Here is a 22,973-nt window from a genome sequence, read left to right on the forward strand (position 1 = left end):
ACATACACATTTTGAGCATTAGCACTCCGAGACGAAGCCCGAAAGCACAAGCGATAATGATCGCTGGCAGCTCCAGAATTCCGTGCGGCGCGATTGCTTTGAGTACAAATAGCCAGGATTCTTTTTGCGCCGCCACTACGGCCACATAACCGAGAAGCAGCCCGTTCACAACCAAAAAGAATAAAGGGAATACTCCGAAAAATAAGCCCATTGCGATGACCAACAGCGATTTCGACGCATTATTCCAGAAGATAAGCCAAAATAGCGACCACTTCTGATTCGGTTGCTCTGCTATAGTTTCTGTAATCCGCTTCAATGCTTCCAACTGCGTATTAATAAAGGCTTGAAATTGTTCTGAATACAAAGCACCCATTAACATCCCTGCCAAAAACACCAGAGCGGAAGCTATAAAATAATGCTTCATTGATTTTATTTGTTCCACGGCATGTTTCCATTTCATCTGCGATCCCTCCTCCATTTTAAGCATAAGTTAATGGTACGAGCATAGATTGTTACTAAACACTTAATAAACAAGCCTTTCCGATCGAGATGGGCAAAGGAGGCCAAGCATGTGAATTATTTTTATGTCATCAACGGCAAAAAGCTGAAACAGGCGCTCATCATCACCGTAGCTATCCTGTTCGCCGCTGGAATCATTTATTCGGAAAGAGAAAATGTTACCGTGTTTTCACCAGACAAACCATCCGCCGTCTATAGCGTTGCTACTGACAAAAAAATCATTGCGCTCACCTTCGACATCAGTTGGGGGGAGAAACGTACCGAACCCATTCTCAAAGTTCTTGAAGATAAAGGAATCAAGAACGCCACCTTCTTCCTATCTTCTCCTTGGAGCAAGGAGCATCCGGAAATTGTCGATAAAATTGTTAAAGGCGGTTGGGAAATCGGCAGTCACGGCCATAAACACGTGAATTACAGCAGCTTGAATGATGAAGAAATCCGCGTACAAATTCGAACCGCCCACCAAATTTTAAATGAAGTAACCGGTTCCTCGCCGCATTTGATCCGTATGCCCAATGGTGATTTCGATAAACGTGTACTTCGAATTGCAAATGAATTACATTATTCGATTATTCAATGGGATACCGATTCCATGGATTGGAAAAATCCGGGAGTGAATAACATCATCAACCGTGTTGTGACTAAGGCCCATCCGGGTGATATCGTATTGCTCCATGCCAGCGATTCTTCCAAGCAAACCCATGAAGCCCTTCCGGAGATTATCGACAAGCTTCGTGAAAAGGGATACGAATTTGTCTCGGTCAGTCAGCTCATGAAAATAGCTCAAGTCGAGAACAAGCCTCCCGTCGAGGATACCCTTTTGAAACAAATTCAATAAAACATAAGAGCCGTTACAGCGGCTCTTTATTTGTTGTTCCGAGCACTTTGGGTAGAATTAAAATTTGCCAGGTATTGCACGCAAACAGCGGGACCAACATAAATATAGTGGATGCCGGGTTGTCCAAACGAAGCGACGGAATCGCTTCGATCGCTGTGACCGCGATCATAAAAAACAACGTGGGGGTCCATGCGTTCTGATTAGTGAGCTTGACCTTCCACCAAGATACAATGAACGAGGCGATCGTCAAAATGACTGGGAGCACCAAATATCCAGCCCATGCCGTTTGCCCATCGCTTCCCGAATAACGTAAATACACTAAATCGAACAACACAATGACAATAATAATGACTTGAAGCATATCCCAAATCCACTTACGACGAAACATCCCCATAAACAAGAAGCGAAGAATCAGATATGCAAAAAAGCCCATTTGGCTCAGAACGCTGATCGTGGCGCCACCAAGAAGCATGGTTAACATGCTGAACCCGATTTCTTTGCCGCCAAGTGCCACTTGCTGGTCCGAAAACTGCAGAATAAGCCCGGTAACGACCGCAGTTATCGCCCCAATGAACAGTGTGGTCCAAAACAGGTAAAACCATTTTCTTATTGTCACAACCGCTAACCTCCAAATATGTCATTTCAACAGTTAATTGTACCAACCTTCACAATAAAAAGCTAACGACAATTGTGTTAAACCCGTCATTCAATACAAATACTATGCTCAAAATGACATGAAGGGAGCCCTGAATGATGATCACGCTATGGATTCGTTTAGCACCCGTTCTTCTGATCGTCGGCTTCTTAACCGCTTGCGGTTCCGATACTCAAGCTTCATCCGGCAATGGTGGCGGCAACTATAAGGATACCAAATCCATGGTTCTCGACATACTGAAGACGGAAGACGGTCGGAAGGCCATCCAAGAGGCTACAATTCATGAAAACAGCAAGCTTCAATTGCTTTCTGCCGGAGATACGCAGCAGCTGCAATTGGCTGTAAAGGATGTACTTGTCGATACACAGAGCAACCAGTTTCTGCAAAAAATGATTACTGATCCGAAGTTTGCCGGGCAGTTTGCTAAAGCCATCGAAAAAGATACAAAACAATTGCAAAAAGACTTGATGAAGGACCCTGAATACCAAAAACAAATGATGGATGCCATGAAAAGTCCTGATTTTGAAAAAATGCTACTTGAAACGATGAAAGGCACACCCTATCGAGCCCAAATGAAAGCCGTCATTCAAGAATCACTTCAAAGTCCATTATTTCGTCTGGAAATGATGGACTTGATGAAAAAGGTGCTGCAGGAAGAGTCTACTCCTAAGGAACAATCTTCGGGTGGCGGTGGCGGTGGCGGTGGCGGTGGCGGAGGCCAGGGCGGTAGTCAAGGAGGCGGCGGGAATCAACAGGGTGGCCAGTAAGGCGGCTAAAAAGAAAACAAGACAGGTTTTTAAGCCTGTCTTGTTCCCTCTAACTGGAGAATCACTTGCTCCGCCATATCTTTGTATATTTGTCCGGTCTCGGTATCTGCTTTATAGACCGATGGCGAGTAGTCCGGCTCAGCTACATGATTATCCGGTACACCAAGCGGAATTTGGGCCAGAAGGCTTGTATGAAGCTCCTCCGCAAGTTTCCCTCCGCCTCCCCGGCCAAATACGTAGTCCTTGTTTCCACATTTGCCGCAAGTATAATACGACATATTCTCGACAACACCGAGAATTTCGTGATTGGTGTGAATGGCCATGGCTCCTGCTCTGGCTGCTACGAATGCTGCTGTGGCATGCGGTGTGGTAACGATGATTTCTTTGCTTTGGGGAATCATCTGATGAACATCAAGAGCAACGTCTCCCGTGCCTGGCGGCAAGTCAAGAAGAATATAATCCAACTCTCCCCACTCTACTTCGCTGAAAAAGTTCTTAAGCATTTTACCAAGCATCGGTCCTCGCCAAATCACGGGCGTATTCTCTTCTACGAAGAAGCCCATCGAAATGACTTTCACACCAAAACGCTCTACAGGAGCAATACGGTTCTCGGCAGCCTGGGGCCGTTCCTCGATTCCCATCATGTCCGGAATACTAAAGCCATAAATGTCGGCATCCACCAAGCCTACCTTCTTGCCTAGTCTTGCTAACGCAACTGCCAAGTTCACGGTAACCGTTGATTTTCCGACGCCGCCTTTGCCACTAGCAATGGCAATAAATTTAACGCCAGATTGCGGGTCCAATACGTTCAGGGATGCTTTGGCAGCATTCGGAGCCTCAGCTTGCGCCCCAGCGGTACTGCCTGTCTCCTGAACCTTGCGTAACGCTTCGCTGCGGTCATAATCGGATAGAGGTCGCAAACGGAGGTGCACCTGCTCCGCGCCGGCCTTCTTGAACGCTTCCATAATCTCCTGCTGCACGCGTTCCTTATATTCTTCACTCTCTTTGGAAAGCAGGACCGTAGCGGATACATGAGCTTCCTTGATCATCACATCACGAACGAAATTCAATTCGGCTAAACTTATGCCGTATTCAGGATCCCTTAACTGACTTACCGAAGCCAGCAACTGTTCTTTGGTTAACACATCGTCACCTCAGCCGTTAGTTGTTATGTACGCTGGTGCTTATTATACCATAAAATTAACTCGATCCCACCTTTTCCCCCGAATAGTAGCGAAGTATACCCTGATAGATTGAAGTTGCTACTTTTTTCTGATACGACGGATCTCTTAGCAATGCCGCTTCCCCTGGATTAGACAAGAACCCGACCTCCACCAAAGCGCTCGGCATTTTGAGTGTTTTCAACAGATAAATTTCTTTATCCGCTTGCTTGGCCACCCGGTCCGTATTCTTCAAGTTTCTCTTCATTTCGTCTTGAATTAGCGCGGCCAGTGAAACATTGTCCGCATGATTCGGATAATAGAACGTTTGCGCGCCGGACCACTTGGCAGATGGTATGCTATTTAAGTGAATACTTAAAAATAAATCTGTCTTTGATTGTGATATGAATTCTGCCCTTTTCAACAGATCCTCTGTCTTACGGCGGCTGTAGCCTTTGGTCGACGGGTCTGCCAAATCCCTGTCATCCTCACGTGTCATCACCACCAGTGCCCCCGCCTGCTGAAGATAATCCCGCAAATACTTTGTGATGGCCAGATTTACGTCCTTTTCATCCAATCCGTCTTTGCTCCGGGCTCCTCCATCCGGCCCCCCATGACCTGCATCCAAAGCTATGATTTTCCCTGAAAGAGGCATTGTCCAATAGGTCCATGTTTTGGTCGAAGGGAGCTCATAAGTGAGCATGAACAGCATAAGAGCGACCAGCAGGGCGGACATGACAATTTTAATGCCGCTGTGCATCGTCAGCCAGATAACGACCCTCTTTCTTCTTCGGAACATGAAAAATCCACCTCGCATCCCATAGACTCACTTTCATCTTATGGGACGAGGTGGATAATTAGACCAGCTGCTTATACCTGATATTCAGGCTCCTTCATACCTTCTATGAGCACTTCCGCCACTTCCGGACGCGTGAACTGCGGAGGCGGGCATTGACCTTCCCGCAGCAGCGCGCGCACTTTTGTTCCCGATAAGTGAAGGTGATCTTCTTTACCATGAGGGCAAGTTTTGCTTGAAGCCATGTTGCCGCACTTGGTGCAGAAAAAGCTATGTTCAAAAAACAAAGGCGTAATTCCGATCTCTTCAGCCGTAAAGTTACTGAAGATTTCCTGTGCTTCATAAGTACCGTAATAATCCCCTACACCTGCATGATCGCGTCCAACGATGAAATGCGTGCACCCGTAGTTTTTACGCACCATCGCATGGAAAATGGCTTCACGAGGTCCTGCATAACGCATAGCGGCAGGAAACACACCCAAGAACGCACGATCCTTTGGATAATAGTTTTCAAGCAATACGAGGTAGCTGCGCATCCGTACGTCAGCGGAAATATCATCGGATTTGGTTTCCCCAACGAGAGGATTCAAGAACAGTGCATCCACGATTTCCATTGCACTTTTTTGGATATATTCGTGAGCACGGTGAACCGGATTACGTGTTTGAAATCCGACCACCGTCTTCCACCCCTTATCCGAAAAGATTTTACGAGTCTCAGCCGGGTCAAAATAAAACTCCTCGAATTTCTCCGGCTTCGGTCGGTTCAGTACTTGCACTGGGCCGCCGACATACGTTGCAGGCTTCGAATACAGCTTTTGCACACCCGGATGCTCAGTATCATCCGTTTTGAAAACTTTGACGGCCTCATGCTTCTGGTCCACTTTATACATGCTTTCCACTTGGATAATGCCATAAATGACGCCATCCTTCTCACCCACAAGCGCAACCTCTTGTCCTGGCTCCAGATCCTCAGTCACTTCGTCTTGTACACCAAGCGTAATCGGAATGCTCCATACTGTTCCGTCGGCGAGCCGCATCCGTTCCACGACGGATTGATAATCTTGCTCGCCCATAAATCCCGTCAATGGGGAAAAAGCTCCCACGGCGATCAGATCTAAATCTGAAATGGCCCATGCATTGATTCTTAATGGGTACAAGCCTTTGGCATGCTCCAGCAGCCTGTCTCTTTGCTCTCCTTCTACGAGACGGTTAATTAACATACCGCCATGTGGTCGAATGGTTTCTCCCATCACTTACGTTCCTCCTATGATCCGTATGATCTATATTATTTATGCAGACCGCATTCCGTCTTCTCAAAGCCCGCCCAACGACCTGCTCTAGGGTCTTCCCCATTTGCTACCGGACGTGTGCAGTGCTCGCATCCGATACTAGGATAGTTTTGATCATGAAGCGGATTATAAATAATATTGTTATTTCTAATATAATTCCATACATCCTCGGATGTCCAGCTTGCAAGCGGATTGAATTTTACCAAACCGAACTTCACATCATACTCTACTTTTTTAGCGTTGGCACGTGTAGGAGCTTGGTCACGGCGAATCCCCGTAATCCACGCATCATAGTTTTTAAGTATATCGGTGAGTGGATCCACTTTCCGAATATTACAGCATTGGGTCGGTTCACTCTTCCATAGCTCTTCACCGAATTTCTGGGCCTGCTCTTCAAGCGTAAGTTTAGGAAGCACTTGTACGAACTCTACGCCATAATGCTGCTGCAGACGGTCACGGGTTTCATACGTTTCTTTAAAATGTACATTCGTATCGAGATAGAAAATGTCCGTTTTCGGGCTAACCTTCTGGAGCAGGTCGACAAGTACTACATCTTCCGGCCCGAAACTACAGGCAAGCGTAATATTAGGGAATCTTTCTACCGCCCAGGCAATAAGTTCCTCAGGACTTTTATGCTCAAAGTCATCCGCAGCTTGACTAATCAAAGCTTCTTTTTCAAACAAATTCATGATATAAGTGCCTCCTAAAGTTTAATTCCGAGTAAGTTAATGCGTTTTATTGTATTTGTTTTTTATTATAACTCTTCACAACTTTTTGTCAATTTAAATTTTTCTTTTATATGGGCATTTATCATATTTTATTAACGAACAGCCTAATCGGTGAAAAGAAATTTGAGCACCCTCAAAGTTTTAAGTAAAATGAAAAGAGAATTCGATATGGGGAGGTTTGATATGTCTTGGTTCATGCTGAAGGTACGCAAAATCTTAATTTCACGTATATTTATTTTGGCCCGTTTAGAGCCAAGGCAAAGAAACACGCTTGAATCACTGCTGCTATCCTTTACGAGATATGTGTTAGTTATTATCGCATTTCTCATGTGTCTGAGTAATGTAGGGTTAGATGTAGGCCCCATTATTGCTGGCGCAGGGGTCAGCGGATTAGCTGTAGGCTTCGGTGCACAAAAACTTGTGAAGGATTTGATCACCGGATTTTTCATTATTTTCGAGGATCAATTCTCTGTTGGAGATTATGTAACGATTAACAACGGTCAAATCAACGGTACGATTGTAAGTGTTGGGCTAAGAGCCACAAAAATACGTATTTGGGCACAGCATGTGGTTGTCATTCAAAATTCGGAAATACGCATCAGTCAGAATTATAACCGCGAGCGCATGCGGGCCATTGTAAACATCACAGTGCCATATGAGACGGACATAGCGGATATCGAAAAAGGTAGTCCATGCCGTTTCATCACGCCTCATTGCAGCGATGCCACAAATGTTTTTGTTAGACGATAAAGGCCAGGCGGTCGAGCCGCCTCAGTTATATGGCATTACCGATCTAGAGATTAATGCCCTAGGGGCCAAATATACCGTTACCAGCTTGGTTAAGGACGATCATTACTGGACTGGACGGCCTGCAATGAAATTCGCAAGGCTCTTATCAGTGAGTTAAAGATTAGGAATCCATATCTCTTACCCTCGTCACGTGGAACGCAAGGACTGGGATTTTGAGCCTGCACAAACCAGGGCCTCAAGCAATTGACAAGTATTAATATAAAAAAACCTCCCCCGTTTTATCGGAGAGGTTTTTTGATCAAAGCAATAATTAACGTTTCGAGAATTGAGGAGCGCGACGAGCGGCTTTCAAGCCGTATTTCTTACGCTCTTTCATCCGTGGGTCACGAGTAAGGAAACCGGCTTTTTTCAAAGTGCCACGGTATTCCGGGTCAACTTTGAGGAGTGCACGGGAAATACCGTGACGAATGGCTCCGGCTTGTCCGGAAATACCGCCGCCGTGTGCCAAGACCAATACATCATATTTTGACAATGTATCAGTGAGGTTCAATGGTTGTTTGACGATCAACTTCAGCGTTTCTAAACCGAAGTATTCGTCCAACCCACGCTTATTAATAATGATGCGGCCTTCGCCCGGTACCAAGCGAACACGTGCTACCGAATGCTTACGACGACCGGTGCCATAATATTGTACTTGTGCCACAAGACAGTCCTCCCTTTATTAACCGCGAAGTTCCCAAACTTCAGGTTGTTGTGCTTGATGCGGATGCTCCGAACCTGCATATACTTTAAGCTTTAGCTTGATACGATTGCCCAGACGGTTCTTCGGAAGCATACCATGAATGGCCGATTCCAACACACGCTCCGGCTTGTTCTTCAGCATTTCTCCTGCGGAAGTTACTTTCAAACCGCCAGGATGCAAGGAGTGACGATAGTACATTTTGTTCTGCAGCTTCTTACCAGTCAGAACGATTTTCTCAGCATTGATGATTACGACGAAATCGCCGGTATCAACATGCGGAGTGAATTGAGGCTTATGCTTGCCGCGCAGGATACTTGCCGCTTCACTGGCCAGACGTCCAAGCGTCTTGTCAGTAGCGTCGATAATGTACCATTTGCGTTCTACTTCATTTGGCTTCGCCATATATGTGGTACGCATGTAAATGTTCCTCCTAAATCTATCTTCATCACAGTCATTTAACAATCATTCATATGTTCAATAGTCAAATGGTCGTTTGCAAGACCCGGGGCCGTGGGGTAGCCAGTCATGAAACACCACTTAATATAGTACTACATATTCATGCAGTAATCAATAGTGTTTCGGCTTTTCCCCATAAAAAACTTTCCACAGCATCAATCCGTGCGGCATGGCCGTCGGTCCTGCCATAGAACGGTCTTTAGCCTCCAAAATGCTACGCATCTCAGAGCTTTGGCGCTTTCCTTCGCCGATTTGAATCAGGGTGCCTGTTATAATGCGTACCATATTGTATAAAAAACCGTTGCCGGTTATATAAATATGCATAGCGAAAGATTGCAGGTCCTCATCCACCGGTTCACATTCGATCCAAGCGTCATATATGTTCCTGATATGGCTTGGAGCCACTGACCTAGTTGAACAAAAGGATGTGAAATCATGTTCCCCTATCAGCTGATTCAAACCTGCTCGCATCGCTTCTACATTGAGGGACGTCGGGTGGTGAACCTCGAAGTGACGCTTGAACGTATCGATATACCTGCCGCAGCGTATCGTATACCGGTATGTCTTTTGCTTAGCCGATCGCCTGGCATGAAAACCGTCAGCCACCTGCATTGCATCCCAAACAATGATATCTCGAGGGAGCCAGGAATTTATCGCAAGGCACCAGCGTTCTATGGGTATACAGGAACTCGTATAAAAATTAACTACTTGACCCCGTGCATGAACCCCTGCATCCGTCCGGCCTGATGATGTTAGTTTAATTTCTTCCCCGGTCAATTTCAATATGGCATGCTCTAAATGATCCTGAACCGTTTTTTTCTCCGGCTGCGTTTGAAATCCGTTGTATGCAGTACCGTCATAGCTGATCGTTATGCAGATATTTCTCACGGCGCGCCCCCCGTGCGTATGTCCATTCGCGCTTCTTGACTACAAAAAAAAGGGTTTCATCAGAATCCTAAGATCCCGTCCACCCTTTCCCATTCTTTTTCTCTTAAACTCGGTCTACAAGTTCCAAATAAACCATTGGTGCTGCATCGCCGCGGCGAGGACCCAGCTTCAAAATCCGGGTGTATCCGCCTTGACGTTCTGCGTAGCGAGGAGCCAAGTCCGAGAAAAGTTTCTGAATGGCATCTTGATTTTCATTCGCTGCTTCACGGCGAACGAAAGAAGCTACTTGACGACGTGCATGCAGATCTCCGCGTTTAGCCAAAGTGATCAACTTTTCTGCGATTGAACGAAGTTCTTTCGCTTTCGCTTCCGTCGTTTGAATACGTTCATGTATGAATAAATCGGTTACCAGGTCACGAAATAAAGCTTTACGCGAACTGGAATCACGACCCAACTTTTGGTATGCTGCCATGTGTGCAACCTCCTTCTGTTCAATTAATAAACGATACGCATGCTTAAAGTTTAATCTTCCATACGGAGGCCAAGACCCAGCTCTTCCAGCTTCTCTTGGACTTCCTCTAAAGATTTACGACCCAAGTTGCGGACCTTCATCATATCTTCTTCCGTTTTCGTAATCAATTCCTGCACCGTATTGATGCCGGCACGCTTCAGGCAGTTGTAAGAGCGGACGGAGAGATCCAGTTCCTCGATAGTCATCTCGAGAACCTTCTCCTTCTTGTCCTCTTCCTTCTCGACCATAATTTCAGCATCTTTAGCTTCATCAGTTAGACCGACAAACAGCATCAAATGCTCGGTTAAGATTTTAGCACCCAAGCTTACGGCTTCTTCAGGTCGGATACTACCATCGGACCAGACTTCGAGGGTTAGTTTATCATAGTTGGTGACTTGACCGACGCGAGTGTTTTCCACGCTGTAATTGACACGAGTTATCGGAGTGTAGATCGAATCAATCGGAATTACGCCGATCAGTTGGTCTTCGCGCTTGTTTTTGTCCGCCGCTACATATCCTCGGCCGCGGTTCGCATGAATTCTCATATGAAGCCGGGCATCGGAGGACAGCGTAGCAATGTGCAGATCCGGATTCAGGATTTCCACATCGCTATCGCCGCGAATATCGCCAGCCACAACAGCACCTTCACCTTCGGCATCGATCTCAAGAACCTTCTCTTCGTCGGAATGAATCTTCAACGATAGCCCCTTAAGGTTAAGGATAATCTCCGTAACATCTTCCATGACACCCGGAACTGTAGAGAACTCGTGCAGCACCCCGTCGATTTGCACGGACGACACAGAGGCGCCCGGCAAAGACGAAAGCAGGATTCTGCGCAGAGAGTTACCCAGCGTAGTTCCGTATCCTCTTTCCAAAGGCTCTACGACAAACTTGCCGTAGGTGCCGTCTTCGCTCGAATGTACGGTTTCTATTTTCGGCTTTTCGATTTCGATCATTGGTTAACCCTCCTTCAAACGTCGTTTCCCTCTGGATAACTTAAGACGTATAAGACGCGCAGTATGCCTATCCAAATAGTATTCACAACTTTTGGATAAATATACCACCATGACTTAGCGATCCTGAATTAGACACGACGGCGTTTCGGAGGACGGCAACCGTTATGAGGGATCGGAGTAACGTCTTTAATCAGGTTGACTTCGAGCCCAGCGGCTTGAAGCGAACGAATCGCTGCTTCACGACCTGCGCCCGGTCCTTTAACCATAACCTCAACGGCCTTCATCCCATGCTCCATAGCGGCTTTCGCAGCGGACTCAGCAGCCATTTGAGCGGCAAACGGAGTGCTTTTACGAGAACCTTTAAAGCCAAGGTTACCAGCGCTCGCCCAAGAAATTGCGTTTCCGTGCGGATCCGTGATGGTGACGATGGTATTGTTAAACGTGGAGCGGATATGTGCCACTCCGGAGTCGATATTTTTCCGATCACGACGTTTAGTACGAACAACTTTTTTAGGTTTAGCCATTTACGAGTTACCTCCTTTACTATTTTTTCTTATTAGCTACCGTACGACGAGGACCTTTACGCGTACGAGCATTTGTTTTAGTACGTTGACCGCGAACTGGCAAGCCGCGGCGATGACGAACGCCACGATAGCATCCGATCTCGATGAGACGCTTAATGTTCAATGCGATTTCGCGACGCAGGTCGCCTTCCACTTTCAGCGTTTTGTCGATCACTTCACGGATTTTGCTTACTTCATCCTCCGTCAGATCGCGAACGCGAGTGTCTGCATTGATTCCGGTTTGAGCAACAATTTTCTGAGCGGTATTGCTACCGATACCGAAAATGTAAGTCAAAGCGATGATTACCCGTTTGTCACGTGGTAAGTCTACACCAGCAATACGTGCCATTTACACCTGCACCTCCTTAGCCTTGTTTTTGTTTGTGTTTCGGATTTTCACAGATTACCATAACGTTCCCTTTGCGGCGAATGACTTTGCATTTTTCGCAAATCGGCTTGACCGATGGTCTAACCTTCATGGTGGTTACCTCCTAAGAGTTTTTCGTGAGAAAAACTTTCTTCGTAAGCATTACTGATTTTTTCAAGAGAAAAGCTTACTTCATTAGCGTACATTTATTTAAAACGATAGGTTATACGGCCTCTGGTCAAATCATAGGGCGAAAGTTCAACTGTCACTTTATCACCAGGCAGGATCCGGATAAAGTGCATTCTGATTTTTCCCGATACATGAGCAAGTATCTTATGACCGTTCTCCAGTTCCACTTTAAACATTGCATTCGGAAGAGGTTCAATCACTGTACCTTCAACTTCAATCACATCTTCTTTGGCCACAGTCATTCTCCTTTCTCTAGCGCTTGTGCAGATAAATTGTCCACATAGCTGTGGAGTGCAAATCGCAATTTGCCATTCGTAACACGACCGGTCTCCCGCAGACTATCAGCTACTTCAGAACTGACCGCTGGCAAGAGCTCGAGATGAATGATATTTTTCTTTTTGGGTTCATCGAATTTCCGTTTGCCGCCGTCCACAATCCACACGTATCGTTGGTCTACGACGCCGATAATGACGGCATACTTCCCGGAATCTCGTCCCCGATTCACCCTTACGATTTGTCCGATTTCAGGCATATTCGATGTTTCCATCGTGTATCCTACGTACCGGGAAGCGTCAAAATCTCGTAACCGTCCGGCGTAATCGCTATGGTATGCTCAAAGTGAGCGCACAGTTTGCCATCCACTGTGACGACCGTCCAATCGTCTTCCAAGGTCCGAACATATCGTTCCCCTACATTAACCATTGGTTCGATCGCGAGTACCATGCCGGGTTTGAGCCTTGGGCCGTGACCGGCTGGACCGTAATTCGGAATTTGAGGCTCCTCGTGGAGTTCGGTTCCAATTCCATGTCCTACATACTCTCGGACAACCGAAAAACCTTCATTCTCAATACACTTCTGAATGGCGTTAGAAATCGTGTACAGCCGGACATCCGGTTTAGCTTCAGCAATGCCTGCGAACAGCGACCTTTCGGTCACCTCCAAAAGCTTCCTTGCCGTATCAGAAATCGTTCCGACACCGTAAGTCCAAGCGGAATCCCCATGGTATCCCTTATACTGCGCACCGATATCAATACTAATTATGTCGCCATCCTTCAGCTTTCTTTGACCGGGTATGCCGTGAACCAATTCATCGTTGACCGAAGCGCAGATACTTCCAGGAAAACCATTGTACCCTTTAAAAGACGGAATTGCACCCTGACTACGAATATAGTCTTCTGCGATTTGATCGAGCTCTTTGGTTGTAATATCGGGCTGAATGGCTTTTTGAAGCATTCGATGGGTGTCGGCTACAATACGGCCGGCCTCCCGCATCAATTCCAATTCAGCGGCAGACTTACAAATGATCATTACGCTTGCCCTCGCAATAGTGAACTGATTTGTGCAGTAACTGTATTTATCTCTTGCTCACCGTTAACCTCACGCAATATTCCCTTGTTACGATAGTACTCCAAAAGCGGAGTGGTTTTATTGATATATTCGTCCAAACGAGTCCCTACTTTTTCTTCGTTGTCATCCGAACGTTGATACAACTCACCAGAACATTTGTCGCAAGTACTCTCACGCACAGGGGGGTTGAACAAGATATGATACGTAGCACCACAAGATTTACAGATTCTACGTCCCGTTAAACGGGCAAGCAATAAATCTCGATCCACTTTTAGGTTAATCACGTGCTCAATGCTTTTACCCAGCGAAGCAGCTATTCCGTCAAGCGCCTCCGCTTGGGAGATGGTCCGCGGAAAACCGTCAAGCAGAAATCCTTTACTGCAATCCGGCAACCCAAGTCTTTCACGAACAATCCCGATCGTAATCTCATCCGGGACGAGCAATCCTTGATCAACATATTTTTTCGCTTCAACTCCAAGAGGCGTCTCCTGCTTCATCGCCAGCCTGAAAGCATCCCCCGTCGAAATATGCGGGATTTGAAACTCGTCAACGATTCGTTCCGCCTGAGTACCTTTACCTGCACCAGGAGGTCCCATAAAGATGATGTTCATCACGACTTCCTCCCCTACTCGCATCATTCGATGCTAACAGCACAATAGGTGCCGATAGCTAAAGAAGTCAGCTATCAGTACCTATTCACTATTTGTTAATAAAACCTTTGTAGTGGCGTTTGATTAACTGGCTTTCGATTTGCTTCATCGTTTCCAATCCTACACCGATGACGATCAGCAAGGATGTGCCGCCAATCTGTACGGATTGAGGCAAACCAGCCAAAGCACCGAAGATGATTGGAAGAATAGAAATGGCAGCCAGAAATAGCGCGCCGGACAAGGTGATTCTAGTCATTACCCGCGTAAGATAAGTTGAAGTCGTTTTTCCTGGTCGAATTCCCGGAATGTAGCCGCCGTTCTTCTTCATTTGGTCCGCCATTTGCACAGGGTTAATCTGTACAAAGGTGTAGAAGTAGGTGAATCCGATAATTAGCAAAACATACAAGACCATCCCAAGCGGATGTGTATAACTCATATTCGTGATGATCCAATCGGCAACCGCATTGCCTCTCCAGAAGCTCGCGATTGTCGGAGGGAACACCAAGAGCGAAAGTGCGAAGATAACCGGAATGACACCCGCCGCGTTAACCTTGAGCGGAATATGCGTCGATTGACCTCCGAACATTTTGCGGCCGACCACTCGCTTAGCGTATTGAACGGGGATTTTACGAACGCCCTGTTGGACGAAAATCACTCCGGCAATCAACGCGATAATCACGAGCGCAATAATCACGATCTTCACAATGTTAAGGAAGAGCGCGCCGCCAGCATCAGCAAATTGCGTTTGATAAATTTGCTGAATACCTGTCGGAATTGCAGCCACGATGCCTGCGAAGATGATAATGGAAATACCATTTCCAATGCCATTCTCGGTGATTTGTTCCCCTAACCACATCAGAAAAGCAGTGCCCGCCGTGAGAACGATGGCAATCAAAGCATAGGTCGCAAATGTCGGTTCGATAACCAATCCGGTATACAGACGATTAAACCCAATTGCAAGTCCGAATGCTTGAATGATGCCTAGAAAGATTGTCCCGTAACGGGTAATCTGTCCTAACTTCTTTCGGCCTGCTTCTCCTTCTTTCGCCCATTGCGTGAATGTCGGTATAACATCCATGGAGAGCAGCTGCACGATGATCGATGCCGTGATATAAGGCATAATCCCCATCGCAAAGATGGAGAACTGGAACAACGCGCCGCCAGAGAAAGTGTTAAGCAAGCTGAAAACGCCGCCTTGGCTGGCATGATCTTGAAGCTTCAGTATGTCTGTGTTGATGTTAGGTACCGGAATAAAAGCACCAATTCTGTAGACGATCAGCACCAATAAGGTGAAGATAATACGTTTCCGCAGATCCTCTACTTTCATAATATTGGATATGGTACGAAACATTAAATCACCTCGGTTTGACCGCCTGCAGCCTGAATTTTTTCTACCGCAGATTGGGAGAATTTATTGGCCTTAACGTTCAATTTAACCGTGATTTCACCATTACCCAAAATTTTGATGCCGTCTCTTGGGTTTTTCACGATGCCGGACTCCAGTAAAGCTTCCGGTGTAACTTCCGTACCCGCTGCGAACTTGTTCAAATCCTCTACGTTGACAACAGCAAATTCCTTGCGGAATTGGTTGTTAAATCCACGTTTTGGCAAGCGACGATAAAGCGGATTTTGACCGCCTTCAAATCCCGGACGAACACCGCCGCCGGAACGCGCATTTTGACCTTTGTGACCGCGAGTTGATGTTTTCCCCATACCGCTACCCACACCGCGACCTACGCGCTTGCGGGAACTGCGAGAACCGGGAGCAGAAGTAAGCTCATGCAATTTCATCGTTTGCACCTCCTCTAGCTATATGGTAAGCTATTACGCTTCGATTTCTTTAACTTCTACCAAGTGATTTACTTGGTTAACCATACCGCGAATCGCGGCATTGTCTGCTTGTGTTACGGTTTGATGCAGCTTACGGAGTCCAAGAGCCGTAACTGTACGACGTTGTGTCTCAGGACGACCGATCAGACTGCGCTTGAGGGTAATTTGCAATTGCTTAGCCATGGTATCCCCTCCTAACCTAAGAGTTCTTCAACGGTTTTACCGCGAAGCTTAGCCACGTCTTCCGCACGCTTAAGGCGCTCTAAGCCTTCCAGGGTAGCGTTGACCATGTTAATGGAGTTCGAAGATCCGAGGGACTTCGTCAAGATGTCACCTACACCAGCCAATTCGAGTACCGCACGAACTGGGCCGCCCGCGATCACTCCTGTACCTTGGGAAGCAGGCTTAAGCAGAACTCTACCTGCGCCGAAGTGTCCGGTCACCAGATGAGGAATAGTAGTTCCAACGATAGGAACGTGAATCAGGTTTTTCTTAGCATCTTCAATACCTTTGCGAATCGCATCAGGTACCTCGGAAGCTTTACCGATTCCAGCGCCTACCCAACCTTTGCCGTCGCCTACAACCACGAGTGCGCTAAAGCTGAAACGGCGACCGCCCTTTACTACTTTTGCAACACGGTTAATCTGAACGACTTTTTCAGTCAGCTCTAAAGTATTGGGATCAATACGCAAGTCCTTTACCTCCTTATGTGTAAATTTAAATTAGAATTCAAGACCTGCTTCGCGAGCAGCATCTGCGAGTGCTTTGACACGACCATGATACAAGTAACCGCCGCGGTCGAAAACCACTTGTACGACACCAGCTTTCTTGGCGCGTTCCGCGATTAGTGCTCCAACTTTTGTAGCAGCTCCGATGTTGCCACCGTTGCCGATGCCCTCTTTCAGTTCCTTGTCTTGCGTGGAAGCGGAAGCGATCGTTACGCCTTTAACGTCGTCGATCAGTTGGGCATACATATGCTTGGAGGAACGGAAAATGTTGAGACGTGGACGCTCAGTCGTTCCTTGAATTTTCTTACGAACGCGAAGATGTCTTTTCAAACGCGCTTTATTTTTATCGCTTTTGGTAATCATTCTTGAGTCACTCCTTTCGAGTTGGATCAGAAGCCTTAGTTGTCGTGTTTAGTCACGCAACCTTACTTCTTCTTACCGGCTTTACCTTCTTTACGAAGAATACGCTCGCCTTCGTACTTGATACCTTTACCTTTATACGGCTCAGGTTCACGAACGGAACGAACTTTAGCGGCAGTTGCGCCTACCAGCTCTTTATCGATTCCTTTGACGATGATCTTCGTGTTCGAAGGAACTTCGAATTCAATGCCGTTTTCTGGCTCGATTTCTACCGGATGCGAGTAACCAACGTTCAAGACCAGCTTGTTGCCGGACTTGTTCGCACGGTAACCTACGCCAACCAAGTCGAGATTTTTAACAAATCCGTCCGTTACTCCGCTCACCATGTTTTGTACAACACTGCGTGTCGTACCATGAAGAGAACGGTGCAATTTATTATCTGAAGGGCGTTCTACCGTAAGGACATTGTCCTCAACGCTGATCTTCATATCTCTGTGCAGATCACGACTCAAAGTGCCTTTAGGGCCCTTTACCGTAATCAATGTGTTATCAATAGTCACGTTTACTCCGCTTGGGATCGTGATCGGTTTGCGACCAATACGGGACATGTTTTGCACCTCCGTTCATTCAAAATCAATATTACCAAACGTAGCAGATAACTTCTCCGCCAGCTTTGGATTGACGAGCTTCCTTGTCCGTCATCACACCTTTGGATGTGGACAGGATTGCGATTCCCAGACCGCCTAGAACGCGAGGCACCTCTTGGCTTTTCGCGTAAACGCGCAAGCCAGGCTTACTGATTCTTTTCAGACCAGTGATGACGCGCTCGTTGTTAGCGCCGTATTTCAAGAATACGCGGATGATACCTTGCTTGCTGTCTTCGATATATTCAGCGTCACGAATGAAGCCTTCCTTCTTGAGGATCTCAGCGATTTCTCTTTTGACCTTCGAAGCCGGAATTTCCACAGTCTCATGACGAACGACGTTAGCGTTGCGAATACGTGTAAGCATATCTGCAATTGGATCGGACATAACCATGTGTTGTAAACCTCCTTCCCGAAACTATGAGTTTTACCAGCTTGCTTTCTTCACGCCAGGGATCTGGCCTTTGTATGCCAATTCGCGGAAGCAAATTCTGCAAATTTTAAATTTCCGAAGCACGGAATGCGGACGACCGCAGCGTTCACAGCGCGTATAGGCCTGCACCTTAAATTTAGGAGGACGCTGCTGCTTGACCTTCATCGAAGTTTTTGCCACTTCAGTTTACACCTCCTGGGTTTTTCCCATGGGAACCGGCACTTTGGTGCCTGTCCCGATTATTTGGAGAACGGCATGCCTAATTGCGTCAACAATTCACGGGACTCTTCATCCGTTTTCGCTGTTGTTACAATTACGATATCCATACCGCGGACTTTGTCCACTTTATCGTATTCTACTTCTGGGAAAATCAACTGCTCTTTCAAACCAAGCGTATAGTTACCGCGGCCGTCAAATGCTTTGGTAGATACGCCGCGGAAGTCGCGCACGCGCGGAAGAGCAACGTTAAACAATTTGTCCAAGAAGTGATACATACGCTCGCCACGGAGCGTTACTTTTGCACCGATCGGCATATTTTCACGCAGTTTAAAGCCTGCGATCGATTTTTTTGCTTTTGTGATAACCGGTTTTTGACCGGAGATCAATTGAAGATCTTGAACTGCAGTATCGAGCACTTTAGAGTTGGAAACCGCCTCGCCAACGCCCATGTTAATAACTACTTTCTCAATCTTAGGCACCTGCATTACCGTTGTGTAATTGAATTTTTGCATCAAAGCAGGAGTAATTTCGTTAAGAAAACGATCCTTCATTCTTGCAGCCATGAATCCGAGTACCTCCTTTCTTGCCAGATATTAATCGATAATCTCGCCGGATTTTTTCGCAACGCGAACTTTTTTACCGTTATCAAGCACTTTGTAGCCAACACGTGTAGGCTCGCCCGTCTTTGGATCAACCAGCATCACATTGGATACGTGAATCGGAGCTTCCTGATTAAGGATACCTCCTTGCGGGTTTTGTTGCGATGGCTTGGCATGCTTCTTGATCATGTTCACACCTTCGATCAACACGCGATTTTCGCGAGGAAAAGCTGCGATTACGCGACCCGTCTTCCCTTTATCCTTACCGCTAATAACGAATACTTTATCTTCTTTTTTAACGTGAAGTTTATTGTTATGGGACTCGAGTTTCTTCGGTTGTTTTGGCATTGTGTTTCCACCTCCTACAGGTTTCCGTTAGAAAACCACTTCGTAAGCATCCTAATTGAATGTTGAGTAACGAATTAGATAACTTCTGGAGCCAGAGAAACGATCTTCATGAAGTCTCTGTCACGAAGTTCACGAGCTACTGGTCCAAAGATACGAGTACCACGTGGGCTCTTATCTTCTTTTACGACAACCGCTGCATTCTCGTCAAAGCTGATGTAGGATCCGTCCTTACGGCGCGCACCGCGTCTCGTACGTACAACTACAGCTTTAACCACATCACCCTTTTTGACAACGCCACCTGGTGTTGCTTCTTTTACGGAGCATACAATCAGATCACCGATGTTAGCGGTGCGACGACCGGTACCACCCAACACGCGGATACACATTAACGATTTTGCACCAGAGTTGTCAGCTACTTTCAAACGAGTAAATGGTTGAATCATTGTGTATTTCCTCCTTCCGGAATTGATGCCAAATGCTTATATTAAACGATAACCGCTTTTACGACCACTTTGATCAATCTCCAGCGCTTGTCTTTGGAGAGCGGACGGGTTTCCATGATTTCAACAACGTCACCGATTTGAGCTTCATTGTTTTCGTCATGAGCTTTGAACTTCTTAGTGTATTTAATCCGCTTGTGGTAGAGGTTGTGTTTCTTATAAGTTTCAACGGCGACAACGATGGTTTTGTCCATTTTGTCGCTGACGACTTTACCCTGCTGCGTTTTACGCTCGTTGCGTTCAGCCATTTTAAAATCCTCCTCTCTCATTCATTAACTAGTGATTCCCAATTCTCTTTCACGCAAAACCGTCTTTGCCCGGGCAATCTCTTTGCGGACTTTTTGAATTTGTACGGGATTTTCCAGTTGACCTGTAGCTAGTTGAAAACGGAGGTTAAAGAGTTGCTCTTTAAATCCGGAAATTTTTTGTTCGATTTCAGCAGTGGTTAAGTTGCGAAATTCACTAGCTTTCATTTGCTTCACCACCCAGTTCTTCTCTTTTCACAAACTTCGTCTTGATTGGCAGCTTGTGAGAGGCGAGACGCATAGCTTCACGGGCGATTTCTTCGCTTACGCCGGCAAGTTCAAACATAACCTTACCTGGTTTAACGACAGCAACCCATTTTTCTACGTTACCTTTACCGCTACCCATCCGGACTTCAAGCGGCTTTTGCGTAATTGGTTTGGCAGGAAAAATCTTGATCCAAACTTTACCGCCACGCTTAATGTAACGGGTCATGGCAATACGTGCAGCTTCGATTTGACGGTTGGTTACCCAAGCCGGCTCCATCGCCTGCAAACCATATTCACCAAAATGCACTTCATCTCCGCCTTTTGCACGGCCGCGCATGTTGCCGCGGTGCTCTTTGCGGTGTTTTACACGTTTAGGAACTAACATGATTAGTTGCCTCCTTCCGTAGCAGCCTTTTTCTTAGCCGTTGGAAGAACTTCGCCACGATAAACCCATACTTTAACGCCGATTCGACCGTAAGTGGTGTGAGCTTCTGCCGTACCATAATCGATATCCGCACGCAATGTATGAAGAGGAACAGTACCCTCGCTGTACCCTTCCGTTCTGGCGATTTCCGCTCCGCCTAAACGACCGCTAACCGATGTTTTGATTCCTTTTGCTCCGGCTCTCATCGATCTTTGAATCGCTTGTTTCAATGCACGACGAAACGATACACGACGCTCCAGTTGTTGTGCAATGCTTTCAGCTACAAGAATCGCATCCAGATCCGAATTTTTCACTTCGGAGATGTTGATATGAACTTTCTTGCCGTTGGTCAGTTTGGTCAGGTAGCCGCGGATAACCTCGACTTCCGATCCGCCTTTACCGATAACCATACCAGGCTTAGCTGTATGGATGGTTACGTTCACGCGGTTTGCCGCACGCTCGATTTCAATGCGGGATACAGCGGAATCTTTCAGCTTTGTTTTCAAATATTCGCGGATTTTTACGTCCTCCATTAGCAAATCGCCGAAATCTTTACCAGCGTACCACTTGGATTCCCAGTCGCGAATAATACCAATTCTAAGTCCTACCGGGTTTACTTTCTGACCCACACGTTATCCCTCCTTATTTCTCAGATACCACTAATGTAATGTGGCTGGTACGTTTATTGATGCGGCTCGCACGACCCATAGCGCGAGGACGGAATCTCTTCAAAGTTGGCCCCTGATTCACATAAGCTTGCTCAACAACCAGGCTGTTTACATCCAAAGAGTAGTTATGTTCTGCATTGGCAATAGCCGAGTTCAACAGCTTCTCAACGATCGGGGAAGCGGACTTTGGCGTATGACGCAGAATTGCGATCGCTTCGCCTACCTTCTTACCGCGGATCAAATCTACAACTAATTTAACTTTGCGGGGAGCAACACGAACATATTTTGCATTGGCTTTAGCTTGTTGCATGGAAGTACCTCCTTTCATTCACAACTAAATCTAGTTCACGTTCATTTATTAGCGCTTGCCCGTTTTCTTATCGTCACCTGCGTGACCTTTGTAAGTACGGGTTGGAGCAAATTCACCAAGCTTATGTCCGACCATATCTTCAGTTACATATACTGGAACATGCTTTTTGCCGTCATATACAGCAAAGGTGTGGCCGATGAATTGCGGGAAAATTGTGGAACGGCGGGACCAAGTTTTGATTACTTGTCTTTTAACACCCTCACCACTTAAAGCTTCCACTTTCTTCAAAAGATAGCCATCAACAAATGGACCTTTTTTCAAACTGCGACCCATGCTTCATTCCTCCCTTCTTTAACCGAACAGAAAATCGAATTATTTCGTGCGGCGACGAATAATATATTGATTGGAAGCCTTGTTCTTCTTCCGTGTTTTGTATCCAAGTGTAGGCTTGCCCCAAGGAGACATAGGGGATTTGCGGCCAATCGGAGAACGACCTTCACCACCACCGTGCGGGTGATCATTCGGGTTCATAACGGAACCGCGAACTTCTGGTCTTTGACCCAACCAACGGGAACGTCCGGCTTTACCGATTTTCACGAGTTCGTGATCTTCGTTACCAACGGATCCGACAGTTGCGCGGCAAACTTTCAGGATTCTTCTCATTTCGCCCGAGGACAAACGAACGATAACATATTGTTCTTCCTTACCAAGAAGCTGTGCTTCTGTACCTGCTGCACGAACCAATTGGCCACCTTTGCCAGGCTTCAATTCGATGTTGTGAATCACAGTACCTACAGGGATGTTCTCCATCGGTAAAGCATTACCGATTTTGATGTCCGCTGTTGGACCGGATACGATTTGATCGCCTACTTTAAGGCCTTTAGGAGCGAGGATGTAACGCTTCTCGCCATCCACATAATGGATCAACGCAATGTTAGCGGAACGATTTGGATCATACTCGATTGTAGCAACGCTACCTGGTATTCCATCTTTATTCCGTTTGAAATCGATAATCCGGTATTTACGCTTATGTCCGCCACCTTGATGACGAACCGTAATTTTACCTTGATTGTTACGTCCCGCTTTTTTGCTCAAAGGAGCCAAAAGCGATTTCTCCGGAGTCGATGTTGTGATTTCTTCAAACGTAGAAACCGACATCGCACGTCTCGCAGGGGACGTTGGTTTATATTTTTTGATTGGCACGTGGATTCCTCCTTACTTTAAGAA

Annotated in this window: 39 protein-coding genes (1 of these 39 running past the window's edge); 3 read left to right on the forward strand and 36 right to left on the reverse strand. The window is 46.5% G+C overall.

From position 1 onward, the window contains the following. Positions 1-460: the 5' portion of a stage II sporulation protein M gene (locus JOE45_RS14375; protein ID WP_210019578.1), read on the reverse strand. 152 nt of this gene lie to the left of the window's left edge; the window shows 460 of its 612 coding nt (coding positions 1-460); its start codon is at positions 458-460; its stop codon lies off the left edge, out of view. A 111-nt stretch (positions 461-571) separates the two neighbouring features. On the opposite strand from JOE45_RS14375, the gene pdaB reads away from it, so the two are divergent. Continuing rightward, on the forward strand, positions 572-1,357 hold the full coding sequence (pdaB, locus tag JOE45_RS14380) for a polysaccharide deacetylase family sporulation protein PdaB (protein WP_210019577.1): 786 nt from the start codon (positions 572-574) through the stop codon (positions 1,355-1,357). A 13-nt stretch (positions 1,358-1,370) separates the two neighbouring features. Here pdaB and JOE45_RS14385 read toward each other — a convergent pair whose 3' ends face one another. After that, entirely contained in the window at positions 1,371-1,973 is a 603-nt protein-coding gene (locus JOE45_RS14385) for a KinB-signaling pathway activation protein (RefSeq protein ID WP_210019576.1), read from the reverse strand. A 134-nt stretch (positions 1,974-2,107) separates the two neighbouring features. On the opposite strand from JOE45_RS14385, the gene gerD reads away from it, so the two are divergent. Then, on the forward strand, positions 2,108-2,779 hold the full coding sequence (gerD, locus tag JOE45_RS14390) for a spore germination lipoprotein GerD (protein WP_245246986.1): 672 nt from the start codon (positions 2,108-2,110) through the stop codon (positions 2,777-2,779). A gap of 29 nt (positions 2,780-2,808) precedes the next feature. Here the strand turns inward: gerD and JOE45_RS14395 are convergent, their stop codons facing one another. From JOE45_RS14395 to JOE45_RS14410, 4 genes are all read right to left on the reverse strand, one after another. Further along, a complete protein-coding gene (locus JOE45_RS14395) occupies positions 2,809-3,924 on the reverse strand; it encodes an Mrp/NBP35 family ATP-binding protein (RefSeq protein WP_210019575.1) in 1,116 nt (371 codons plus the stop codon). Positions 3,925-3,979: 55 nt separating this feature from the next. After that, positions 3,980-4,738, reverse strand: coding sequence for an N-acetylmuramoyl-L-alanine amidase CwlD (gene cwlD / locus JOE45_RS14400; RefSeq protein WP_210019574.1), 759 nt, complete (start codon positions 4,736-4,738; stop codon positions 3,980-3,982). A 71-nt stretch (positions 4,739-4,809) separates the two neighbouring features. Continuing rightward, on the reverse strand, positions 4,810-5,985 hold the full coding sequence (gene sat, locus JOE45_RS14405) for a sulfate adenylyltransferase (protein ID WP_210019573.1): 1,176 nt from the start codon (positions 5,983-5,985) through the stop codon (positions 4,810-4,812). Positions 5,986-6,020: 35 nt separating this feature from the next. Beyond that, entirely contained in the window at positions 6,021-6,713 is a 693-nt protein-coding gene (locus tag JOE45_RS14410) for a phosphoadenylyl-sulfate reductase (RefSeq protein WP_210019572.1), read from the reverse strand. Between the two features lie 222 nt (positions 6,714-6,935). On the opposite strand from JOE45_RS14410, the gene JOE45_RS14415 reads away from it, so the two are divergent. Then, the gene (locus tag JOE45_RS14415) at positions 6,936-7,502 is read left to right on the forward strand and encodes a mechanosensitive ion channel family protein (protein ID WP_245246996.1); all 567 of its coding nucleotides are present in this window, start codon (positions 6,936-6,938) and stop codon (positions 7,500-7,502) included. 310 nt (positions 7,503-7,812) lie between these two features. Here the strand turns inward: JOE45_RS14415 and rpsI are convergent, their stop codons facing one another. The 30 genes from rpsI to rplB all read right to left on the reverse strand — a co-directional run bounded on the left by rpsI (position 7,813) and on the right by rplB (position 22,949). Then, on the reverse strand, positions 7,813-8,205 hold the full coding sequence (gene rpsI / locus JOE45_RS14420) for a 30S ribosomal protein S9 (RefSeq protein ID WP_210019571.1): 393 nt from the start codon (positions 8,203-8,205) through the stop codon (positions 7,813-7,815). Between the two features lie 18 nt (positions 8,206-8,223). Continuing rightward, positions 8,224-8,661 carry a 50S ribosomal protein L13 gene (rplM, locus tag JOE45_RS14425; protein ID WP_210019570.1) on the reverse strand — a complete coding sequence of 146 codons (438 nt, stop codon included), beginning with the start codon at positions 8,659-8,661 and terminating at the stop codon, positions 8,224-8,226. Between the two features lie 150 nt (positions 8,662-8,811). Further along, positions 8,812-9,588, reverse strand: coding sequence for a tRNA pseudouridine(38-40) synthase TruA (gene truA / locus JOE45_RS14430; protein WP_210019569.1), 777 nt, complete (start codon positions 9,586-9,588; stop codon positions 8,812-8,814). Between the two features lie 103 nt (positions 9,589-9,691). Continuing rightward, positions 9,692-10,060 carry a 50S ribosomal protein L17 gene (gene rplQ, locus JOE45_RS14435; RefSeq protein ID WP_210019568.1) on the reverse strand — a complete coding sequence of 123 codons (369 nt, stop codon included), beginning with the start codon at positions 10,058-10,060 and terminating at the stop codon, positions 9,692-9,694. Positions 10,061-10,110: 50 nt separating this feature from the next. Further along, positions 10,111-11,055 carry a DNA-directed RNA polymerase subunit alpha gene (locus tag JOE45_RS14440; RefSeq protein ID WP_210019567.1) on the reverse strand — a complete coding sequence of 315 codons (945 nt, stop codon included), beginning with the start codon at positions 11,053-11,055 and terminating at the stop codon, positions 10,111-10,113. Positions 11,056-11,183: 128 nt separating this feature from the next. Further along, a complete protein-coding gene (rpsK, locus tag JOE45_RS14445; protein WP_013921137.1) occupies positions 11,184-11,579 on the reverse strand; it encodes a 30S ribosomal protein S11 in 396 nt (131 codons plus the stop codon). A 19-nt stretch (positions 11,580-11,598) separates the two neighbouring features. Next, entirely contained in the window at positions 11,599-11,967 is a 369-nt protein-coding gene (gene rpsM, locus JOE45_RS14450) for a 30S ribosomal protein S13 (RefSeq protein WP_210019566.1), read from the reverse strand. Positions 11,968-11,983: 16 nt separating this feature from the next. After that, positions 11,984-12,097: a 50S ribosomal protein L36 gene (gene rpmJ / locus JOE45_RS14455; protein ID WP_003333770.1), complete on the reverse strand. Its 114-nt coding sequence runs from the start codon at positions 12,095-12,097 to the stop codon at positions 11,984-11,986. Positions 12,098-12,191: 94 nt separating this feature from the next. Then, positions 12,192-12,410, reverse strand: coding sequence for a translation initiation factor IF-1 (infA, locus tag JOE45_RS14460; RefSeq protein ID WP_009676800.1), 219 nt, complete (start codon positions 12,408-12,410; stop codon positions 12,192-12,194). Between the two features lie 2 nt (positions 12,411-12,412). Beyond that, positions 12,413-12,721, reverse strand: coding sequence for a KOW domain-containing RNA-binding protein (locus tag JOE45_RS14465; RefSeq protein ID WP_210019565.1), 309 nt, complete (start codon positions 12,719-12,721; stop codon positions 12,413-12,415). A gap of 8 nt (positions 12,722-12,729) precedes the next feature. Further along, positions 12,730-13,482 carry a type I methionyl aminopeptidase gene (gene map, locus JOE45_RS14470; protein ID WP_210019564.1) on the reverse strand — a complete coding sequence of 251 codons (753 nt, stop codon included), beginning with the start codon at positions 13,480-13,482 and terminating at the stop codon, positions 12,730-12,732. Next, positions 13,482-14,132, reverse strand: a complete 651-nt coding sequence (locus JOE45_RS14475) for an adenylate kinase (RefSeq protein WP_210019563.1) — start codon at positions 14,130-14,132, stop codon at positions 13,482-13,484. The genes map and JOE45_RS14475 overlap by 1 nt, the downstream gene beginning before the upstream one ends. An 88-nt stretch (positions 14,133-14,220) precedes the next feature. Further along, entirely contained in the window at positions 14,221-15,522 is a 1,302-nt protein-coding gene (gene secY, locus JOE45_RS14480; RefSeq protein ID WP_210019562.1) for a preprotein translocase subunit SecY, read from the reverse strand. After that, positions 15,522-15,962 (reverse strand): 50S ribosomal protein L15, encoded by a 441-nt coding sequence (rplO, locus tag JOE45_RS14485; protein WP_210019561.1) that lies wholly within the window; start codon positions 15,960-15,962, stop codon positions 15,522-15,524. The genes secY and rplO overlap by 1 nt, the downstream gene beginning before the upstream one ends. Before the next feature lie 33 nt (positions 15,963-15,995). Continuing rightward, the gene (rpmD, locus tag JOE45_RS14490; RefSeq protein ID WP_210019560.1) at positions 15,996-16,184 is read right to left on the reverse strand and encodes a 50S ribosomal protein L30; all 189 of its coding nucleotides are present in this window, start codon (positions 16,182-16,184) and stop codon (positions 15,996-15,998) included. A gap of 11 nt (positions 16,185-16,195) precedes the next feature. Further along, positions 16,196-16,693, reverse strand: a complete 498-nt coding sequence (rpsE, locus tag JOE45_RS14495) for a 30S ribosomal protein S5 (protein WP_210019559.1) — start codon at positions 16,691-16,693, stop codon at positions 16,196-16,198. A gap of 30 nt (positions 16,694-16,723) precedes the next feature. Further along, positions 16,724-17,092 carry a 50S ribosomal protein L18 gene (rplR, locus tag JOE45_RS14500; RefSeq protein WP_210019558.1) on the reverse strand — a complete coding sequence of 123 codons (369 nt, stop codon included), beginning with the start codon at positions 17,090-17,092 and terminating at the stop codon, positions 16,724-16,726. Between the two features lie 62 nt (positions 17,093-17,154). After that, positions 17,155-17,697: a 50S ribosomal protein L6 gene (rplF, locus tag JOE45_RS14505; RefSeq protein WP_210019557.1), complete on the reverse strand. Its 543-nt coding sequence runs from the start codon at positions 17,695-17,697 to the stop codon at positions 17,155-17,157. A 31-nt stretch (positions 17,698-17,728) separates the two neighbouring features. Next, on the reverse strand, positions 17,729-18,127 hold the full coding sequence (gene rpsH / locus JOE45_RS14510) for a 30S ribosomal protein S8 (protein ID WP_210019556.1): 399 nt from the start codon (positions 18,125-18,127) through the stop codon (positions 17,729-17,731). Between the two features lie 33 nt (positions 18,128-18,160). Then, positions 18,161-18,346 carry a type Z 30S ribosomal protein S14 gene (locus tag JOE45_RS14515; protein ID WP_026326663.1) on the reverse strand — a complete coding sequence of 62 codons (186 nt, stop codon included), beginning with the start codon at positions 18,344-18,346 and terminating at the stop codon, positions 18,161-18,163. 59 nt (positions 18,347-18,405) lie between these two features. Then, positions 18,406-18,948 (reverse strand): 50S ribosomal protein L5, encoded by a 543-nt coding sequence (gene rplE, locus JOE45_RS14520; protein WP_210019555.1) that lies wholly within the window; start codon positions 18,946-18,948, stop codon positions 18,406-18,408. Positions 18,949-18,978: 30 nt separating this feature from the next. Next, complete coding sequence (gene rplX, locus JOE45_RS14525; RefSeq protein WP_210019554.1) at positions 18,979-19,332, reverse strand: 50S ribosomal protein L24; 354 nt, start codon at positions 19,330-19,332, stop codon at positions 18,979-18,981. A 74-nt stretch (positions 19,333-19,406) separates the two neighbouring features. Further along, complete coding sequence (rplN, locus tag JOE45_RS14530) at positions 19,407-19,775, reverse strand: 50S ribosomal protein L14 (RefSeq protein ID WP_210019553.1); 369 nt, start codon at positions 19,773-19,775, stop codon at positions 19,407-19,409. Between the two features lie 41 nt (positions 19,776-19,816). Beyond that, entirely contained in the window at positions 19,817-20,080 is a 264-nt protein-coding gene (rpsQ, locus tag JOE45_RS14535) for a 30S ribosomal protein S17 (protein WP_210019552.1), read from the reverse strand. Positions 20,081-20,104: 24 nt separating this feature from the next. Continuing rightward, the gene (gene rpmC / locus JOE45_RS14540) at positions 20,105-20,305 is read right to left on the reverse strand and encodes a 50S ribosomal protein L29 (RefSeq protein WP_210019551.1); all 201 of its coding nucleotides are present in this window, start codon (positions 20,303-20,305) and stop codon (positions 20,105-20,107) included. Then, positions 20,295-20,729 carry a 50S ribosomal protein L16 gene (gene rplP, locus JOE45_RS14545; protein WP_210019550.1) on the reverse strand — a complete coding sequence of 145 codons (435 nt, stop codon included), beginning with the start codon at positions 20,727-20,729 and terminating at the stop codon, positions 20,295-20,297. Before rplP ends, rpmC begins: the two co-directional genes overlap by 11 nt. Before the next feature lie 2 nt (positions 20,730-20,731). Next, positions 20,732-21,397 carry a 30S ribosomal protein S3 gene (rpsC, locus tag JOE45_RS14550; protein WP_210019549.1) on the reverse strand — a complete coding sequence of 222 codons (666 nt, stop codon included), beginning with the start codon at positions 21,395-21,397 and terminating at the stop codon, positions 20,732-20,734. A 13-nt stretch (positions 21,398-21,410) separates the two neighbouring features. Next, complete coding sequence (gene rplV / locus JOE45_RS14555; RefSeq protein ID WP_210019548.1) at positions 21,411-21,746, reverse strand: 50S ribosomal protein L22; 336 nt, start codon at positions 21,744-21,746, stop codon at positions 21,411-21,413. A 48-nt stretch (positions 21,747-21,794) separates the two neighbouring features. After that, positions 21,795-22,079, reverse strand: a complete 285-nt coding sequence (gene rpsS / locus JOE45_RS14560; protein ID WP_210019547.1) for a 30S ribosomal protein S19 — start codon at positions 22,077-22,079, stop codon at positions 21,795-21,797. A gap of 39 nt (positions 22,080-22,118) precedes the next feature. Continuing rightward, positions 22,119-22,949, reverse strand: a complete 831-nt coding sequence (gene rplB / locus JOE45_RS14565; protein WP_210019546.1) for a 50S ribosomal protein L2 — start codon at positions 22,947-22,949, stop codon at positions 22,119-22,121. Between the last annotated feature and the right edge of the window lie 24 nt (positions 22,950-22,973).

The sequence above is a fragment of the Paenibacillus sp. PvR098 genome (assembly GCF_017833255.1).
In the GTDB taxonomy this organism is placed as follows: Bacteria; Bacillota; Bacilli; order Paenibacillales; family NBRC-103111; genus Paenibacillus_G.

Coding starts and splice junctions, on each gene's coding strand:
- gerD (WP_245246986.1), top strand. CDS start 2,108: ATGATGATCACGCTATGGATTCGTTTAGCACCCGTTCTTCTGATCGTC.
- cwlD (WP_210019574.1), bottom strand. CDS start 4,738: ATGTTCCGAAGAAGAAAGAGGGTCGTTATCTGGCTGACGATGCACAGC.
- sat (WP_210019573.1), bottom strand. CDS start 5,985: ATGGGAGAAACCATTCGACCACATGGCGGTATGTTAATTAACCGTCTC.
- JOE45_RS14410 (WP_210019572.1), bottom strand. CDS start 6,713: ATGAATTTGTTTGAAAAAGAAGCTTTGATTAGTCAAGCTGCGGATGAC.
- JOE45_RS14415 (WP_245246996.1), top strand. CDS start 6,936: ATGTCTTGGTTCATGCTGAAGGTACGCAAAATCTTAATTTCACGTATA.
- rplM (WP_210019570.1), bottom strand. CDS start 8,661: ATGCGTACCACATATATGGCGAAGCCAAATGAAGTAGAACGCAAATGG.
- rplQ (WP_210019568.1), bottom strand. CDS start 10,060: ATGGCAGCATACCAAAAGTTGGGTCGTGATTCCAGTTCGCGTAAAGCT.
- JOE45_RS14440 (WP_210019567.1), bottom strand. CDS start 11,055: ATGATCGAAATCGAAAAGCCGAAAATAGAAACCGTACATTCGAGCGAA.
- rpsK (WP_013921137.1), bottom strand. CDS start 11,579: ATGGCTAAACCTAAAAAAGTTGTTCGTACTAAACGTCGTGATCGGAAA.
- rpsM (WP_210019566.1), bottom strand. CDS start 11,967: ATGGCACGTATTGCTGGTGTAGACTTACCACGTGACAAACGGGTAATC.
- rpmJ (WP_003333770.1), bottom strand. CDS start 12,097: ATGAAGGTTAGACCATCGGTCAAGCCGATTTGCGAAAAATGCAAAGTC.
- JOE45_RS14465 (WP_210019565.1), bottom strand. CDS start 12,721: ATGGAAACATCGAATATGCCTGAAATCGGACAAATCGTAAGGGTGAAT.
- map (WP_210019564.1), bottom strand. CDS start 13,482: ATGATCATTTGTAAGTCTGCCGCTGAATTGGAATTGATGCGGGAGGCC.
- JOE45_RS14475 (WP_210019563.1), bottom strand. CDS start 14,132: ATGAACATCATCTTTATGGGACCTCCTGGTGCAGGTAAAGGTACTCAG.
- secY (WP_210019562.1), bottom strand. CDS start 15,522: ATGTTTCGTACCATATCCAATATTATGAAAGTAGAGGATCTGCGGAAA.
- rplO (WP_210019561.1), bottom strand. CDS start 15,962: ATGAAATTGCATGAGCTTACTTCTGCTCCCGGTTCTCGCAGTTCCCGC.
- rpmD (WP_210019560.1), bottom strand. CDS start 16,184: ATGGCTAAGCAATTGCAAATTACCCTCAAGCGCAGTCTGATCGGTCGT.
- rplR (WP_210019558.1), bottom strand. CDS start 17,092: ATGATTACCAAAAGCGATAAAAATAAAGCGCGTTTGAAAAGACATCTT.
- rplF (WP_210019557.1), bottom strand. CDS start 17,697: ATGTCCCGTATTGGTCGCAAACCGATCACGATCCCAAGCGGAGTAAAC.
- rpsH (WP_210019556.1), bottom strand. CDS start 18,127: ATGGTTATGTCCGATCCAATTGCAGATATGCTTACACGTATTCGCAAC.
- rplE (WP_210019555.1), bottom strand. CDS start 18,948: ATGGCTGCAAGAATGAAGGATCGTTTTCTTAACGAAATTACTCCTGCT.
- rplX (WP_210019554.1), bottom strand. CDS start 19,332: ATGCCAAAACAACCGAAGAAACTCGAGTCCCATAACAATAAACTTCAC.
- rplN (WP_210019553.1), bottom strand. CDS start 19,775: ATGATTCAACCATTTACTCGTTTGAAAGTAGCTGACAACTCTGGTGCA.
- rpsQ (WP_210019552.1), bottom strand. CDS start 20,080: ATGGCTGAACGCAACGAGCGTAAAACGCAGCAGGGTAAAGTCGTCAGC.
- rpmC (WP_210019551.1), bottom strand. CDS start 20,305: ATGAAAGCTAGTGAATTTCGCAACTTAACCACTGCTGAAATCGAACAA.
- rplP (WP_210019550.1), bottom strand. CDS start 20,729: ATGTTAGTTCCTAAACGTGTAAAACACCGCAAAGAGCACCGCGGCAAC.
- rplV (WP_210019548.1), bottom strand. CDS start 21,746: ATGCAACAAGCTAAAGCCAATGCAAAATATGTTCGTGTTGCTCCCCGC.
- rpsS (WP_210019547.1), bottom strand. CDS start 22,079: ATGGGTCGCAGTTTGAAAAAAGGTCCATTTGTTGATGGCTATCTTTTG.